Source organism: Streptomyces sp. NPDC018019 (assembly GCF_044327805.1).
Lineage (GTDB): Bacteria > Actinomycetota > Actinomycetes > Streptomycetales > Streptomycetaceae > Streptomyces.
This window is the reverse complement of the sequence record NZ_JBIRGD010000015.1, coordinates 140,573-155,287: the sequence shown is the minus strand read 5'-3', so window position 1 is coordinate 155,287 and position 14,715 is coordinate 140,573. Positions and strand designations below refer to the sequence as shown.

19 protein-coding genes are annotated in these 14,715 nt (G+C 71.6%); 7 read left to right on the top strand and 12 right to left on the bottom strand.

What is annotated here, in order from left to right; genetic code table 11:
- Positions 1-14: 14 nt before the first annotated feature.
- Positions 15-641, top strand: a complete 627-nt coding sequence (locus ACH4FX_RS24640) for a Uma2 family endonuclease (protein WP_398482321.1) — start codon at positions 15-17, stop codon at positions 639-641.
- Positions 642-693: 52 nt separating this feature from the next.
- Here the strand turns inward: ACH4FX_RS24640 and ACH4FX_RS24635 are convergent, their stop codons facing one another.
- Positions 694-1,356 (bottom strand): PadR family transcriptional regulator, encoded by a 663-nt coding sequence (locus tag ACH4FX_RS24635; RefSeq protein WP_398482320.1) that lies wholly within the window; start codon positions 1,354-1,356, stop codon positions 694-696.
- Between the two features lie 95 nt (positions 1,357-1,451).
- Between ACH4FX_RS24635 and ACH4FX_RS24630 the strand changes: the two genes are divergently transcribed.
- Complete coding sequence (locus ACH4FX_RS24630; RefSeq protein WP_398482318.1) at positions 1,452-2,168, top strand: bleomycin resistance protein; 717 nt, start codon at positions 1,452-1,454, stop codon at positions 2,166-2,168.
- 241 nt (positions 2,169-2,409) lie between these two features.
- Entirely contained in the window at positions 2,410-2,772 is a 363-nt protein-coding gene (locus ACH4FX_RS24625) for a hypothetical protein (protein ID WP_398482316.1), read from the top strand.
- Between the two features lie 148 nt (positions 2,773-2,920).
- Here ACH4FX_RS24625 and ACH4FX_RS24620 read toward each other — a convergent pair whose 3' ends face one another.
- The 3 genes from ACH4FX_RS24620 to ACH4FX_RS24610 all read right to left on the bottom strand — a co-directional run bounded on the left by ACH4FX_RS24620 (position 2,921) and on the right by ACH4FX_RS24610 (position 6,061).
- Positions 2,921-3,469, bottom strand: coding sequence for a DinB family protein (locus ACH4FX_RS24620; protein WP_398482314.1), 549 nt, complete (start codon positions 3,467-3,469; stop codon positions 2,921-2,923).
- Between the two features lie 179 nt (positions 3,470-3,648).
- A complete protein-coding gene (locus ACH4FX_RS24615) occupies positions 3,649-5,106 on the bottom strand; it encodes an aldehyde dehydrogenase family protein (RefSeq protein WP_398482313.1) in 1,458 nt (485 codons plus the stop codon).
- 91 nt (positions 5,107-5,197) lie between these two features.
- Positions 5,198-6,061 (bottom strand): helix-turn-helix domain-containing protein, encoded by an 864-nt coding sequence (locus ACH4FX_RS24610; RefSeq protein ID WP_398482311.1) that lies wholly within the window; start codon positions 6,059-6,061, stop codon positions 5,198-5,200.
- Between the two features lie 320 nt (positions 6,062-6,381).
- Here ACH4FX_RS24610 and ACH4FX_RS24605 point away from each other — a divergent pair, with 320 nt between their 5' ends.
- Complete coding sequence (locus ACH4FX_RS24605; RefSeq protein WP_398482309.1) at positions 6,382-6,882, top strand: ATP-binding protein; 501 nt, start codon at positions 6,382-6,384, stop codon at positions 6,880-6,882.
- 114 nt (positions 6,883-6,996) lie between these two features.
- Here ACH4FX_RS24605 and ACH4FX_RS24600 read toward each other — a convergent pair whose 3' ends face one another.
- From ACH4FX_RS24600 to rpmG, 5 genes are all read right to left on the bottom strand, one after another.
- Positions 6,997-7,236 (bottom strand): DUF397 domain-containing protein, encoded by a 240-nt coding sequence (locus ACH4FX_RS24600; RefSeq protein ID WP_398482307.1) that lies wholly within the window; start codon positions 7,234-7,236, stop codon positions 6,997-6,999.
- A 354-nt stretch (positions 7,237-7,590) separates the two neighbouring features.
- Positions 7,591-7,827 (bottom strand): 30S ribosomal protein S18, encoded by a 237-nt coding sequence (gene rpsR, locus ACH4FX_RS24595; protein WP_398482305.1) that lies wholly within the window; start codon positions 7,825-7,827, stop codon positions 7,591-7,593.
- A 135-nt stretch (positions 7,828-7,962) separates the two neighbouring features.
- Positions 7,963-9,162 carry a GTP-binding protein gene (locus ACH4FX_RS24590; RefSeq protein WP_398482303.1) on the bottom strand — a complete coding sequence of 400 codons (1,200 nt, stop codon included), beginning with the start codon at positions 9,160-9,162 and terminating at the stop codon, positions 7,963-7,965.
- Entirely contained in the window at positions 9,162-9,416 is a 255-nt protein-coding gene (locus ACH4FX_RS24585) for a type B 50S ribosomal protein L31 (protein ID WP_003984634.1), read from the bottom strand. Before ACH4FX_RS24585 ends, ACH4FX_RS24590 begins: the two co-directional genes overlap by 1 nt.
- Before the next feature lie 8 nt (positions 9,417-9,424).
- Positions 9,425-9,589: a 50S ribosomal protein L33 gene (gene rpmG / locus ACH4FX_RS24580; RefSeq protein WP_398482301.1), complete on the bottom strand. Its 165-nt coding sequence runs from the start codon at positions 9,587-9,589 to the stop codon at positions 9,425-9,427.
- Positions 9,590-9,639: 50 nt separating this feature from the next.
- Between rpmG and rpmB the strand changes: the two genes are divergently transcribed.
- Both rpmB and rpsN read left to right on the top strand, forming a co-directional pair.
- A complete protein-coding gene (gene rpmB, locus ACH4FX_RS24575) occupies positions 9,640-9,876 on the top strand; it encodes a 50S ribosomal protein L28 (RefSeq protein WP_398482299.1) in 237 nt (78 codons plus the stop codon).
- A complete protein-coding gene (gene rpsN, locus ACH4FX_RS24570; RefSeq protein ID WP_398482297.1) occupies positions 9,876-10,181 on the top strand; it encodes a 30S ribosomal protein S14 in 306 nt (101 codons plus the stop codon). Before rpmB ends, rpsN begins: the two co-directional genes overlap by 1 nt.
- A gap of 53 nt (positions 10,182-10,234) precedes the next feature.
- On the opposite strand, the gene ACH4FX_RS24565 is transcribed toward rpsN, so the two are convergent.
- The 3 genes from ACH4FX_RS24565 to ACH4FX_RS24555 all read right to left on the bottom strand — a co-directional run bounded on the left by ACH4FX_RS24565 (position 10,235) and on the right by ACH4FX_RS24555 (position 12,721).
- Complete coding sequence (locus ACH4FX_RS24565; RefSeq protein ID WP_398482295.1) at positions 10,235-10,831, bottom strand: Uma2 family endonuclease; 597 nt, start codon at positions 10,829-10,831, stop codon at positions 10,235-10,237.
- 103 nt (positions 10,832-10,934) lie between these two features.
- Complete coding sequence (locus tag ACH4FX_RS24560) at positions 10,935-11,780, bottom strand: nitrilase-related carbon-nitrogen hydrolase (protein WP_398482294.1); 846 nt, start codon at positions 11,778-11,780, stop codon at positions 10,935-10,937.
- A 173-nt stretch (positions 11,781-11,953) separates the two neighbouring features.
- Complete coding sequence (locus ACH4FX_RS24555; protein WP_398482292.1) at positions 11,954-12,721, bottom strand: alpha/beta fold hydrolase; 768 nt, start codon at positions 12,719-12,721, stop codon at positions 11,954-11,956.
- Positions 12,722-12,993: 272 nt separating this feature from the next.
- Here ACH4FX_RS24555 and ACH4FX_RS24550 point away from each other — a divergent pair, with 272 nt between their 5' ends.
- Positions 12,994-14,622, top strand: a complete 1,629-nt coding sequence (locus ACH4FX_RS24550; protein WP_398482290.1) for a bifunctional 3'-5' exonuclease/DNA polymerase — start codon at positions 12,994-12,996, stop codon at positions 14,620-14,622.
- Positions 14,623-14,715 lie beyond the last annotated feature (93 nt).

Below are 14,715 nucleotides of genomic sequence, written 5' to 3'. Positions count from 1 at the left end.
AGACGATTCGGTGCATGGGAGCAGCCATGGCCGCGGAAGCCGAGCAGGAGCGGGGAGAGCGGGCCACCCCGGAGAACTGGATGTACCGGCCGTCGGGCGGCTGGACGTACGGCCAGGTGAAGGAGTTGGTGCTGCCGTTCGACTGGCATCTTGTGGACGGGAACATCGTAGTTCGAGCAATGGCCGTGTGGTGGCACAACCGCGTGCGGAACCGGCTGTACTACCAGCTGGAGAGCGCCAGGCAGGCGCCCTACGCAGTCGACTCCAAACAGTGCATTGTGCTCGATGACCACAACGCCCCCCAGCCCGACGTGGTGGTCTTCGACGAGACGGGACTCGATATCCGCACGGTGGACCAGATCCCGGTGGAGAAGGTCGTACTCGCCGTGGAGGTCGTCTCCGCCGGCTCACGGCTCGATGACCGCTTCAGCAAGCCCGCCCTGTACGCCGAAGCCGGCATCGCCTCCTACTGGCGCGTGGAGCGCGACGAGGACGGCCTGCCCGTGGTGCACGAGTTCTGGCTGCACCATGAGACCGGCGTCTACGCGCCGAGCCCCGAGCGCCCCGTGCACGCGGGGAAGCTGGTGACCGGCGTTCCCTTTCCCATCGAGGTCGAGCTCGGGACACTCACCGGCGCGTGAGCGCCACGCCTTGTCGCAGGCAGATGTCCGAAGACCTGCCGGCCGGGTCCGGCTACTCGGCGGACGGTGGTGTTCCGGCGTCGTTCTCCGCGTCGGAGCCGCCCGTCGCATACGGGTTCCGCTGCCCCTCCGCCAGTACGCCCACGAACGGCTCGCCCTCGCCCGCGAAGACGTACGCACCGCCCTCGATCCGCTCGATCAGCCCGCGCGTCCACTCCGCGCCGCCGTCCGCCGAGTGCACCCACATGTTCATGATCTCGCCGATGTGGCCGAACTGCTCCGGGCCGTCCTCCGGCATGTAGTACTCGGTGACCGAGGCCCGCCACTCCTCCAGGCCCCGCACGCGCTCCTTCAGCAGGGCCACGGCCTCCTCGCGGGGCAGGTCGACGATGAAGCCGATCGCCGCGCTCAGCTCGTCCACCTTGCGGTCGTACTGGGACAGGGACTCCCGCAGCAGCTTGAAGAACTCCGCCGCGCCCGCCTCGGTCAGCTCGTACTCCGTACGCGGCGGGCCGCCGGCCGGGCTGGGCGCGATGTCGTGCGCGCGCAGCAGTCCCTGCTTCGCCATCTGTTTGAGCGCGTGGTAGATCGACCCCGGTTTGGCGTTGGACCACTCGTGGGCGCCCCAGTATTCGAGGTCGTTGCGCACCTGGTACCCGTGCGCCCGCCCGTGCTGCCGCACGGCCCCCAGAACCAACAGCCGGATCGCCGACATCGTTTCCTCGCATCCTTCACGCTCGCTGCGGCCAGCCTAGACGGCTCCACTATTCAAGTTTGAATACCCTCCGCGCGCGCTCTACGCTCGCCCGTATGGCCGAGACCGTGATTGCGATCCTCCCGTGCCCTTCCATCGACGAACTCCTGGACTTCTACCGGGCCCTCGGTTTCGAGGTGATCGCGTACCAGAAGAGCCCGAACCCATACTGCGGCGTCCGTCTGCGCGGCATCGAGCTCCACTTCTTCGGGATGAAGGGGTACGACCCGAGCACCTCGTACAGCACCTGCTACGTCCTGACCGACGACGTGGACGGGCTCCACGCGTCCTTCCGCAAGGGCCTGAAGGACGCGCTCGGCAAGGTGCCGACGCGCGGTCTGCCGCGGATCGGTGCGCTGAAGGACATGTCGTACGGCGTGCGGCAGTTCCTGATGACCGACCCCGGCGGCAACTGCATACGCATCGGGCAGCCGATCGCGGACAGCTTCGAGCACTCGGCCGTCCCGAAGGAACGGTACGCGCGCGCCCTGCACCAGGCGACCCTGCTCGGCGAGTCCAAGGGCGACCACGCCGCGGCGGCCCGCATCATCGACCGGGCCCTGGAGGCCGGTACGGCGCAGGCCGGGCCGACCGCGCCGCAGCTCCTCCAGCTTCTCGTCCTGCGCGCCGAGACGGCTGCTCAGTTGGACGGCTTGGCAGCGGCCGCGCCCTGGCTCGACCGCGCCGACGCGGTGGAACTCGGCGCCGCGGAGCGGGAGTCGGTGCGGGACGCCCTGCGCCGGGCGGCGGAGCTGCGCGCCGCCGCGGACTGAGGGCAGAGCGGGCCGAAGACGGGTCGGGCATCGGGCCGCTGTCCGGGACAGCGGCCGGGCAGCCGCCTGACCTCGCCGGACACCCGGCCGCCTGTCCGGGACGGGCCGATCTCGTTGTCCCGGCGTTCCGGCCGCGCCCAGACTCCTGACCCGTCAGCCGGAACCGGGGCGCTCCCCGTGGTCGCGCCGTCGGCCGCACGGCCGCGTCCTGTCCGGATGGTTTCTGCGAAGGGATACCGACATGCGTACGTCGAAGAAGCTGGTGGCAACAGCCGGGCTGATGGCCGGGAGCGGGCTGATCTGGGCGGCTCCGGCGACCGCGCAGAGCGTCACGCCGACGGCGGCGGCCGTCCGGGCGCTCCCGGCGGGCACGGCGCTCTCCCCCGCCCAGGCCGTCGCGGCGGGCTGTTCCAAGGGCGGCCACGGCCAGTCGGTGGGATTCGCCAACTGCCCGTCGTCGTTCGGCAAGTTCAAGGTGCGGGTGTGGTGCACCTGGGCCGGCAGCGGGCTGAGCGAGTCGTGGCGCACCAAGTACAACGCCGCGAGCTGCAGCCGGGGCAGCGTGCACACCGAGTCCAACGGCATCGAGATCATCAAGTACTGAGCGGCGCGTATGAAGCGCTGAGCGGCCCGTACGAAGTACGGGGCAGCACGTCCGAGGCACCGAGCAGCGCGGACCGCGGCTCGCGGGCCCGGCACCGGCACGGGGCCGGTGCCGGCACGGGGCGGCCGGTGCCGGGCCCGCCGGATCCTCAGCCCTGCGCCGCCCGCCGCTCCTCGTCGACCAGGGGAAAGGCGGTCTTGCCGTCCAGCGACTCGCGGATGATGTCCGCGTGGCCGGCGTGCCGGGCGACCTCCTCGATCAGGTGGAGCAGGAGCCAGCGCATCGACTGCTCCGCCTTCGGCGGGAACCAGGGCGCCTCGGGCAGCGGGAACGTGGCGTTCAGGTCCGGCAGCGACCGGATGTACTCCTCGGTCGCGCGCGCCGTCCCGGCCCACTCGGCGAGCACGCTCGCGACCGTCTCCGACTCCTCCAGCTGGAAGCTCAGGTGGTAGGTGTCCATGTCGCGCTCGACGGTGTGCGGTATCTGCCGGGCGGTCTCCAGCCAGTCGCGCTCCACCTCGGCGACGTGCTTGAGCAGACCGGCCAGGGACAGCTCGCTGGCGGACGGCTTGCTGGTGGCCTGCTCGTCGGTCAGCCCGAGGACGGACCGGCGCAGGCCGCCGCGCTGCGCCTCCAGGAAGGCCAGGAGCGCGCCGCGCTCGTCGCCGTGGGCTTCGGCCGGGACATGAGTGGGCATGGGGTCCGCCTTTCGTGGGGGCCGCGGCGCTGCTGCCGCGGCCCGACAGGAAGAAAGCTATGGACCGTTGAGGACAGCTTCCGTCCTCAACTCCGATCTCGTCCGGAAAATCTTCGGGCGGGCCCGGGAAGCCTGCGCTTCAGGAGCCCGCCCGGAGACCCGGCGGCGATGCCCGCCGGTCAGAACGGGAACCGCGACCGGCCGTGCTGGATGGAGATCCACTTGGTGGTGGTGAAGGCCTCCACCATCGCGTCGCCGTTCAGCCGCCCCAGGCCGGAGCCCTTCTCGCCGCCGAAGGGCACGATCGGCTCGTCGTGCACCGTGCCGTCGTTGATGTGGATCATCCCGGTCTCGATGCGCTTCGCGAACCGCACGCCCCGCTCGATGTCCGCGGTGTGCACGGCCCCGCTGAGCCCGTACGGCGAGGCGTTGGTGATCCGTACGGCCTCCTCGTCCCCGTCGAACGGGACCAGCGCCACGACCGGGCCGAAGATCTCCTGGGTGAGCGCGCAGGAGTCCTCCGGCAGCCCGGTCAGGACGGTCGGTTCGACCAGGGTGCCGCGGGTCGTGCCGTGCACGAGCGCGGTGCCGCCCTCGGTGACGGCGCGCTCCACCACCGCGGTCACCGCCTCCGCCTGGCCCTCGTTGATCAGCGGGCCGATGTGGGTGGCCGGATCGGTCGGATCGCCCACCTTCAGGGACTTCACCTTGGCGACGAACTTCTCGGTGAACTCCCGCTCCACCGCGCGGTCCACCAGGACCCGGTTGGCGGCCATGCAGACCTGCCCCTGGTGGACGAAACGGCTGAAGACGGCGGCGTCCACCGCGTAGTCGACGTCCGCGTCGTCCAGGACGACCAGTGCGCTGTTGCCGCCCAGCTCCAGGACCGTGCGCTTGAAGTGCGAGGCGGCGACGGTCGCGACGTGGCGGCCGACCTTCTCCGAGCCGGTGAAGGAGATGACCTTCGGCACCGGGTGCTCGATGAGCGCGTCGCCGATCTCCGCGATGTCGGTCACCACGACGTTCAGCAGCCCGGCCGGCAGCCCGGCCTCCTCGAAGACCTTGGCGACCAGTCCGCCGCCGCAGACCGGGGTGTTCTGGTGCGGCTTGAGCACGACGGCGTTGCCGAGCGCGAGCGCCGGCGCCACCGACTTGACCGACAGCAGGAAGGGGAAGTTGAAGGGGCTGATGACGCCCACGACACCGACCGGGAGACGGTAGAGCCGGTTCTCCTTGCCGTCCACCGGCGACGGCAGGATGCGTCCCTCGGCCCGCAGCGACAGCTGGATCGCCTCGCGCAGGAATTCCCGTACGAGGTGCAGCTCGAAGGCCACCTTGGCCTGCGTGCCGCCGACCTCCGCGGTGATCGCCGCGCCGAGTTCCCGCTCCCGGTCGTCGATGATCCGCAGGGCGCGCTCGAAGACCAGCCTGCGGGTGTACGGGTTGGTCGCTCCCCACTCCCCCTGTGCGCGTTCGGCGGCGCGGTAGGCCTGGTCGATCTCGTCGACCGTGGCCACGGTTATGGACGCCAGCTTCTCCCCGTCATAGGGATTGAAATCGACGATGTCCCACGAGCCGCTTCCGGCCCGCCATTCGCCGTCGATGTACTGGTACGCCAACTCGTCGAAGTAGGACATGCGAAATTCCCAATCTGGAGGACAGGACGCCGGACGCGGCGCCCTAGCCGGGGGGTGCTGGCTCCTGATTGGCACTCATGCTACCTACGAGTTAAGTCAGTTGGAGTAGACCACGTATCAAGTCTCTGGTCTCGGCCGGATTCGGACTGTCCTCCTGGAGGCGGTCCATGACCCGGGCGTACTGCGCGACCTCGTCGCGCTTGTCGAGATAGAGCGCGCTGGTCAGCTGCTCCAGGTAGACGACGTCGGGCAGCCCGGGCTCCGGGAAGCCGAGCGTGGTGAAGGCACCGCTCTCGCCCGCGTGCCCGCCGAAGCTGAACGGCATGACCTGCAGCCGCACGTTCGGCCGCTCGGAGAGTTCGATCAGGTGCCGCAGCTGCCCGCGCATCACCTCGCGGTCACCGTACGGGCGGCGTAGCGCTGCCTCGTCGAGTACGCAGTGGAACTCCGGCGGGCGCTCGGCCAGCAACAACTTCTGCCGCTCCAGGCGCAGCGCGACACGGCGGTCGATCTCCGCCGCCGTCGCGTCGGGCATGCCACGGCGGACGACGGCGTGCGCGTACTCCTGCGTCTGCAGAAGCCCGTGCACGAACTGGACCTCGTAGGCGCGGATGAGGGAAGCGGCCCCTTCCAGCCCCACATATGTCTGGAACCAGCCGGGCAGCACATCGCCGTAACTGTGCCACCAGCCCGCGACATTGGCCTCGCGGGCCAGGACGAGCAGCGCCTCGCGCTCCTGCGGATCGGTCACGCCGTACAGCGTGAGCAGGTCCTCGACGTCCCGGGCCTTGAAACTGACCCGGCCCAGTTCCATCCGGCTGATCTTCGACTCGGAGGCGCGGATGGAGTAGCCGGCCGCTTCGCGGGTGATCCCGCGCGACTCCCGCAGCCTGCGCAGTTGTGCCCCCAGCAGGATGCGCCGCACCACGGACCCGCTCGATTCACTTGCGGACACCTCTGTGACCCTCCCATGGCCCACCCCGTCCAACAGTGGCCCGCAGTCTGCCACGTCCGGGCTTCGTTGCGTGCTCATCCGGTTACCGATGTGGGAGGTCCGGGCGACCGCTCCACAAGAACACGTAGGAAGAAATACGCGTGAAGCGGCATGCCCACCCCCAAACGGGGCGCGTGCACGTGCATCTGCCCTTGCATCTGGCGTACGCATTGGGAACCATGGGCAGCGCACGCATGCACGTTCGTGAAAGATCCGCCAGACCGCCAGATCCGGGTGCCCGGCCAGGATCATGACGTCCGCGAATGCCAGGAGTGCCTCGCATGGGGACCAAGGTTTTGACCATGCTCCAGCCGTTATGGCAGGGCTTTCCTCCCGTCGACCCCCTGGCCGTCTCCGGTTCCGTCTCCTACTCGCTGCCACCTCGGTACGAATCGGTGCGCGGCGCCCGGCAGTTCACCCGCGAGACGCTGGACCGGTGGGAGCTGGAGGAGCTCTTCGACGGCGTCGCCCTGGTCGTCTCCGAACTGGTCACCAACGCCCTGCGGCACACCGCACCGGCCGGCGGAACCGCACCGTGCGAGCCTTCCCCCGACCCGGCCACACTGCCCGCCCGGCTGCACCTCATGCGCTGGTCGTCCCGGCTGGTGTGCGCGGTACGGGACTCCAGCGACGCGTCACCCGAGGCCGGGGCGGCCGACGCGGACGCGGAATCGGGCCGCGGCCTGCACCTGGTGGACGCCTTCAGCGACGGCTGGGGCTGGCATCCGCTGGCCGACGCACCGCACGGCAAGATCGTGTGGGCACAGTTCAGACTGCCCTGAGCGGCGGATGTCCCGGGGCCGCGGGGGCACGGGGCCCGGGGGCCCCGGAACATCCGCCGGCCTGCCCGGACGGCCGGAACCGTCCGGGCAGGCGCGCGGGCGGCGCGGTGCCGGTCAGTCCCGGACCAGGTGGTCGAACTCGCCGTCCTTGACTCCCAGGATCATCGCCTCGACCTCGGCCGGCGTGTAGACGAGCGCCGGCCCGTCCGGGAAACGGGAGTTGCGTACGGCGATCTCGCCGCCCGGCAGCCGCGCGAACTCCACGCAGGACCCCTGCGAGTTGCTGTGCCGGCTCTTCTGCCAGGTCACGCCGCGGAGATCCGTCGCGGCCATGCCGTTGTATGCGTCGGGCACAGGTGTCTCCCCCGGTGGATGCGGCGGTCAGCGGCGGTGGAGCCGGGCGCGCTGAGCGGTAGGCGTTCGATGATGGTCTGTCAGTGGCAGTGCGGACAACAGGAAACGGTGTCAACTGCAACTGGTTGGGATCATAGCTGCGTTCACATGCCGATGCATGGTCGGATGCACGTGCACGACGGCCCGTGGCAACCCGGTCACAGCTCGTCGAACGCCCCTGCCCCGGGAACCCGACGAGCCTCCCGCAGCACCTTCAGGTACTCCGAGAGGCTCGGGCGATATGCGGCGAAGCGGACCGGCGAACGGCCGCCGTTCTCCACCGCGAACAGCGGCGGCCCGGCGCCGCCGGGCCGCTCACCTCGACGTGTACGGCAGCAGCGCCATCTCCCGGGCGTTCTTGATCGCGCGGGCCAGCTGCCGCTGCTGCTGCGCGCTCACCCGCGTGACCCGGCGACTGCGGATCTTGCCGCGGTCGGAGATGAACTTCCGCAGCAGGTCGGTGTCCTTGTAGTCGATGTAGGTGATCCCCGCCGCGTCCAGGGGGTTGGGGCGCGGCGCGGACTTCTTGCGGGGGTCGTGGCGGCGGGGCATCGGGGCTCCTGAGGGTGGTACGGGCCGGTTACGGAACAGGCGGGGGGATACGGCGGGTCACGGAACAGGCGGGGGATACGGCGGGTCACGGGACCAGCGGGGTCACGGGACCAGCGGGGTCACGGGACCGGCGGGTCAGGGAACGGGGTCGAGGAGTTCGTCGAACGCGGGGGCCAGCCGCTTCCACGCCTCGGGCCCGCCCGCGTACTCCTCGTCCGTCAGCAGGCAGGACTCCAGGAGCGACGTCAGTCCGTCGCGGTCCAGCCCCGGCGAGGTGAAGACCAGGTGCTGCGCGCGGTCGCCGTGCTCGGGGTGCCAGTCCAGGGCGGCTGCGGCACGGCGTACCGGCGGTACCAGTTCCCAGGCGGCGTCCGGCAGCGCGGCCAGCCACGGCCCGGCGTTCTCGACGCACAGCGCGCCACCCGCCGCATCCCAGGACAGCAGCGTGTCCGGCCGGTCGGCCAGCCAGAACCGGCCACGGCTGCGGGCCGCCACACAGGTCAGGTCCTCCAGCGCCGCGTACAGGCGCGCCGGATGGAAGGGCCGGGTGCGGTGCCAGACGAGCGTGCCGACACCGTCCGCGTCGGCCTCCTGCGGCAGCAGCGCGCACGCCGGGTGCTGCCGCGCCGCGGCCGCTTCCACGTCGAAGCCGGCGAGGGCCGCGGCGGCCAGCTCGCCCGGGGAGTCCACGGCCACCTGGCGTGCGGTGGGGTGCAGTTGGGCGAGCAGCGCCAGGTCGGCCGCGTCGCTCTCCTCCTCACCGGGCGCGAGGGCGAGCACGGGCGGATATTCCAGCTGCCGCGCCCAGGTGTCCGCGACGGTCCGCTGGTCGGAGGCCGCCGCGGCGAGCCCGGCCTCGGCCAGGTCGTCGCCGCAGCCCAGATACGGCAGCAGCAGCGCCGGATCGACGGCGGTGAGGACGCCGGTCAGCGCGAGCGCCTCGCCGCCGCAGGCGGTGACCACCTCGGCCATGGCCTTCGGCTCCACGGAGTCCCACAGCTCGACGACGGCCAGTCGGCAGGTCCGCCCGGCGGCCAGCCGCTCCAGCTCGGGCACCAGGTCCTCGCGCAGCGCGCAGCAGGCGCAGTCGTTGACCAGCGGCGCCTCACCCGTGTCCAGCACGCCCCCGGCGTCCCGCACGGTACGGCGAACCGTTCCTTCAGCGGCCGTGGCGAGGTCGTGGTGGAGCGCGACGCTGCCGGGCACGGCGCGCAGCAGCCGCTCCACGGTGGTGCGGCGGGCGTCCGAGTGCAGCCCGCCGACGATCACCACGGGCAGCCGGTCCCCGTGGCCACCGGCGCGGCCGGGCGCGCCCTCCTGCGACGGGCCGCCCATCAGCGGGCCCCGCGCTTGCCGTAACGGCGCTCGAACCGCTCGACGCGCCCCGCGGTGTCCAGGACGCGTGCCGTCCCTGTGTAGAAGGGGTGGCTGGCGGACGAGATCTCGACGTCGATGACCGGGTACGTGTTGCCGTCCTCCCACTCGATCGTCTTGTCGCTGGTCGCCGTCGACCGGGTCAGGAAGGCGAAGTCGGCGGCCCGGTCCCGGAAGACGACGGGCCCGTACGCGGGGTGGATGCCAGGCTTCATGGCGCTGCTCAGCGCTCCTCTCGGAAGTCGACGTGACGGCGGGCGACCGGGTCGTACTTCTTCAGCACCAGCCGGTCGGGGTTGTTCCGGCGGTTCTTGCGGGTCACGTACGTGTAGCCGGTCCCGGCGGTGGACCGGAGCTTGATCACGGGTCGTAGTTCGTTGCGGGCCATGGGGGCTACTATACAGAAATGGTTTCCATTTTCATTAGGAGGTCCTGACCTTGTCCGCCCACTGCCAGCTCACCGGCCGCCGGCCCGGCTTCGGCAAGTCCGTCTCGCACTCCCACCGCCGTACGTCCCGGCGTTTCGACCCCAACATCCAGCGCAAGCGCTACTGGCTGCCGAGCGAGGGCCGGCACGTCCGGCTGACGCTGAGCGCCAAGGGCATCAAGACGGTCGACACGATCGGGATCGAGGCGGCCGTCGCCCGCATCCGCGCACGAGGGGAAAAGGTCTGATGGCGAAGCAGAGCAAGATCGCGAAGAACGAGAAGCGGCGCGCGACGGTGGCCCGCTACGCCGCCCGGCGGGCCCTGCTGAAGGCCGTCATCCGCAGCCCGCAGACCCCCGAGGAGGAACGGCTGGCTGCCCGGCGCGAACTGTCCCGCCAGCCGCGCGACGCGAGCGCCACGCGCGTACGCAACCGCGACAGCGTCGACGGCCGCCCGCGCGGCTACTTCCGCGCCTTCGGCCTCTCCCGCGTCCGCCTGCGCGAACAGGCGCACGCGGGGTTCCTGCCGGGGGTGCGGAAGTCGAGCTGGTAGTGCGGACACGCGCCACGGGCCCGCTCCGGAGCGGGCCCGTGGCGCGGCGCGGCTCAGAACTCCCCGGTGTCGATCTCGAAGTCGAACGGCGCGGGAAGGGCGATCGTCTTGGAGAGGACGACCGCCACCTCACGGGTGTACTTGTCCCCCACGGGTTCGGAGTAGAGGCTCACCCGGTCCGCCTCCCTGTCCACCAGGAGGTAGAAGGGGATGCCGGCGCGGGCGTAGCCGCGCATCTTGGGACCGCGGTCGTTCTGGGCGGTGGACTGCGAGGTCACCTCGCCGACCAGCAACACCGGCGACGGGTCGTGGTACTCCAGCGTGTCGCTGAAGCTGCCCTTGGGGGCGATCACCAGATCGGGGACGACCATTCCGGTGACGGAGGCCCCGGGCACCTTCAGGCCGAGCCCGGTGCGGGTGCGGAGTTTCGCGTCTTTGCGGCGGCCGGCCACCTGGTCCGCGACTTCCGCCACGATCTCCTCGTGCTCGCCGTTGGCGGGTGGTACCACGTGGATTTCCCCTTCGATCAGCTCCACGCGCCATCCCTCGGGGGCTGCCGCGTTCAACGCTTCGAAGGCTTCCTCGGCCGATGCGGCCGCGGCTTCGTCACCGGGTGCATGCGGACTGCGCTCTGGGGCTGCCAATGCCACGGGACCTCCTTCGTGCGGAGCGACACTGCCACTTTAGGCGAGCACAAGCAGGCGTTCGGGTGACTCTTCACCCGAACGTGCGTGGGGGTGGTGCCTGTGTCCGTCAGCTGTCGCCGCCCTCCTCGATCAGGCGGCGCACCTCCCGGTCGATCAGCCCCAGGCGGGCCTCGGCGACCAGCGGGACGGCGCGGCGCTGGCGGCGGGCCTCGGAGGGGTCGATGTCCACCGTGACCAGCGCGGGCTCCCACTTCGGCGCCTGCGCCACCACCGTGCCGCGCGGGTCCACCACGCGCGAGCCGCCCCAGAAGGTGGCACCGTGCTCGTTGCCGACCCGGTTGACGAAGACGATCCAGCACTGGAGCATCCGCGCCGTGTAGGAGAGCAGGGTGTCCCAGTACGAGCCGGTGTCCATGGCCTCCGGGTCGAGGCTTGCCGCGCTGTTGGTGGGGACGAACAGCACCTCGGCACCGTCCTGCACGGCCAGCCAGGGCAGCACCGGCTGCCAGGCGTCGTTGCAGACCAGGGTCGCGCCCCGGCCGCCGCTGGGCGACTTCGTCAGGCTGTACGCGCGCAGCGACTGGCCGGGGCTGACGTGCTTGCGCTCCTCCCAGGAGAGGTAGTTGGGGAGGTACAGCTTGCGGTGGGCGTGCAGCAGTGCGCCGTCCGTGTAGTGGGCGGCGGTGTTGTACGCGCGCAGCACCGTGTGCTCGTGGAACCCCACGAGCACGTCCGGGCCGAGCGTGCTCAGGTCGCACAGCCGCGGGTCCTGCGCCTCGACCGAGGTGTCCCGCGGCAGCGCGCCGAGGTGGTATCCGTGCAGGCTCAGCTCGGGGAAGACGACGAGGTCGGCGCCCTGTTCCGCCGACTTCTCGACCTCCTCGCGCGCGGTGGCGATGTTCGCGTCGACCTCGCCCAGCTCGCAGTCCGTCTGGGCCAGCGCCACCCGCATGCCCGCACCTTCCTCCGTCGGCCGCCAGGCCCGCCGTAGCGCCGCGCCGCGCACCGGAGCGACGGCGAGTCCGCTTCCTTGCGTTTTGCGGCGTTACAGGCGGTTCGTAGCCATGCTGACAGAGGTTGCCGGGGTGGGCGCGTTCGCGGCGAGGGGGCGGTGCTCCCGGCGCCTCAGCCGCGCAGGAACTCCTCCATGACGGTGGCCAGCGCCACTGGGGTCTCGTGCATCGGGTAGTGGCCCGATCCCTCGATCGTGACGATCTCCACCTGCGGGAACCAGCGCTGCCAGGTCTCCCGCATGAGGTCGGCGGTGACCGCCAGGTCGTACGCGCCGACGACCACCCGTACCGGCACCGGGTGCCGCTTGGCCGCCTCGGCGACCTCCTCCGAGATGTCGAGCTGCTGCCAGCTGGCGAGATAGGCGGCGTGCGCCTCGGCGCGGGAGATGTCCAGGGAGTGCCGGACCATGCGGTCCAGCCAGACGCGGCCGACGCGGTGCCCGGTGACCAGATCGATGATCGTGCGGCGCTTGTCCGGGTCCGTCGGGGCCCCGTAGAAGAGCTCGCGCGTCGCGTCGTCCATCAGGTACGTGGCGGCGGGCACCGGCGCGAGGCCGAGGAGACGATTCACCCGATGGGGCGCCCCGACCAGCACCTGCTGCGCGGCCTTGGCACCCATCGAGTGCCCCACCAGGGAGAACCGTTCCCACCCGAGCTGGTCGGCGAGGGCCAGCGCGTCACCGGCGACCTCCGGCAGGTCGTAGCGGCCCGGGACGTACTTGCGGTCGCCGTAGCCCCGGCAGTCCAGGAAGGCGTACGTGAAGGTCTCCCGGTCGAGGAAGTCCAGGACGGAGCCCCAGTTGGCCGAGGTGCCGAACCAGTCGTGAAGAACGATCACCGGGTGCGGTCCTGAACCGATGACACGGTGCGCGATGGCCATACGGGCGACTCCCTTGTCTGCCGCGGGCGGGGTTGCGATACGGGATGTGACGGGCGGGGGCCGGGGCCTGGAGGTGGCTCGGCGGGCGCATTCTCCCCCCGCCCGGACGGGGCGGGTAGGGGACGGAACCGGCCAACGCGGGGTTGACGCCGTGGGTGGTCGGAAGGTGCTGCGGGTGTGTCGGCCGCAGTGCGCGCCGGGTCGTTGTCAGTGGTGGGTGGGAAGGTGGGGGTATGCGGTGGGTGGTTGGGGGGTTCGGGGGTGGTGGGGTGATGGCTGGTGCTGTCGATGCCGGGGGGCGTCTGGTGGGGGCGCCGGTTCGGGCGGGGAGCGTGGCCGAGGCGGTGCGGGCGTGTCCGCAGGCGGAGCGGTGGGTGTGGCGGTCGACCTCGGAGACGTACCGGAAGCTGCTCGCGGCGGGGGTGCGCGTCGAGCGGTGCTACGACGTGGAGGCGGCCGAGGCGCTGCTGATCGGGCACGAGGAGGGGCAGTCCGGCCAGCCGCGGTCGCTGGCCGCGGCGTGGGCGCGGCGGCATGGGCTGCCGGTGCCCGACGACCCGCCGGTGCGCGGCGCGGAGACGCAGCCGTCGCTGTTCGAGCCGGGTCCGGTGCCGCTGCCGCCCGGTGTGGACGAGTTCACGGCGCTGCTGGAGGTGTACGCGGGGCAGCTGGAGCGTACGGAGCGGGCCGAGCACCCGGGCCGGATGCGGCTGCTGATCGCCGCGGAGTCGGCCGGAATGCTGGTCGCCGCGGAGATGACGCGGGCCGGGCTGCCGTGGCGGGCGGACGTGCACCGGGAGTTGCTGGACGAGCTGCTCGGCGAGCGGTACCCCGGCGGGCTGGAGCCGCGGCGGATGGCGGAGCTGGCGGAGGAGGTGTCGCGGGCGTTCGGGGAGGGCGTGCGGGTGCGGCCGGATCTGCCCGCCGAGATCATCAAGGCGTTCGCCGGCGCGGGCATCACGCTGCGTTCGACCCGTAAGTGGGAGTTGCGGGAGGTACGGCATCCGGCGGTCGCGCCGTTGCTGGAGTACAAGCGGCTGTACCGCCTGCACACGGCGCACGGCTGGGCGTGGTTGCAGCAGTGGGTGCACGAGGGCCGGTTCCGGCCGGAGTACCTGCCCGGGGGCACGGTCTCGGGGCGCTGGACCACCAACGGCGGTGGCGCGTTGCAGATCCCGAAGGTGATCCGCAGGGCCGTGGTGGCCGATCCGGGCTGGCGCCTGGTGGTCGCCGACGCCGAGCAGATGGAGCCGCGGGTGCTCGCGGCGGTCTCGCGGGACCGCGGGCTGATGGAGGTGGCGGGCAGCGGGCGCGACCTGTACGCGGACCTCGCGGCGCGGGCGTTCGGGGGCGACCGCGCGCAGGCCAAGCTGGCGCTGCTGGGGGCGATCTACGGCCAGACGTCCGGGGACGCGCTCAAACACATGGCGGACCTGCGCCGGCGCTACCCGGCCGCGGTGGAGTACGTGGACGTGGCCGCGCGTGCGGGCGAGGAGGGCCGCCTCGTACGGACGTGGCTGGGGCGTACGTGCCCGCCCGCCTCCGTCACGCCGCCCGACGAGGCGGGGCTGCCGCAGGAGGAGGCACCGGCGTACGGGAGCACGGCGGGAGCCCGGGCCCGCGGCCGGTTCACCCGCAACTTCGTGGTGCAGGGCAGCGCCGCCGACTGGGCGCTGCTGATGCTGGCCGCGCTGCGCCGTTCGCTGGCTCCGCTCCGGGCGGAGCTGGTCTTCTTCCAGCACGACGAGGTGATCGTGCACGCCCCCGAGGAGGAGGCCGGGACGGTCGCCGGGGCCATCGCGGAGGCCGCCGAGCTGGCGGGGCGGACCGCGTTCGGCGAGACGCCGGTGCGGTTCCCGTTCAGTACGGCGGTGGTGGAGTGCTATGCCGATGCGAAGTGAGGGGGCGGTGGGCACGGTGACGGGGCAGGCGGAGAAGGCGGGCGGGTGACCGGATGCCGCGTCCGCCGGTCCGAGTGGTGGGAGTGAGTGGTG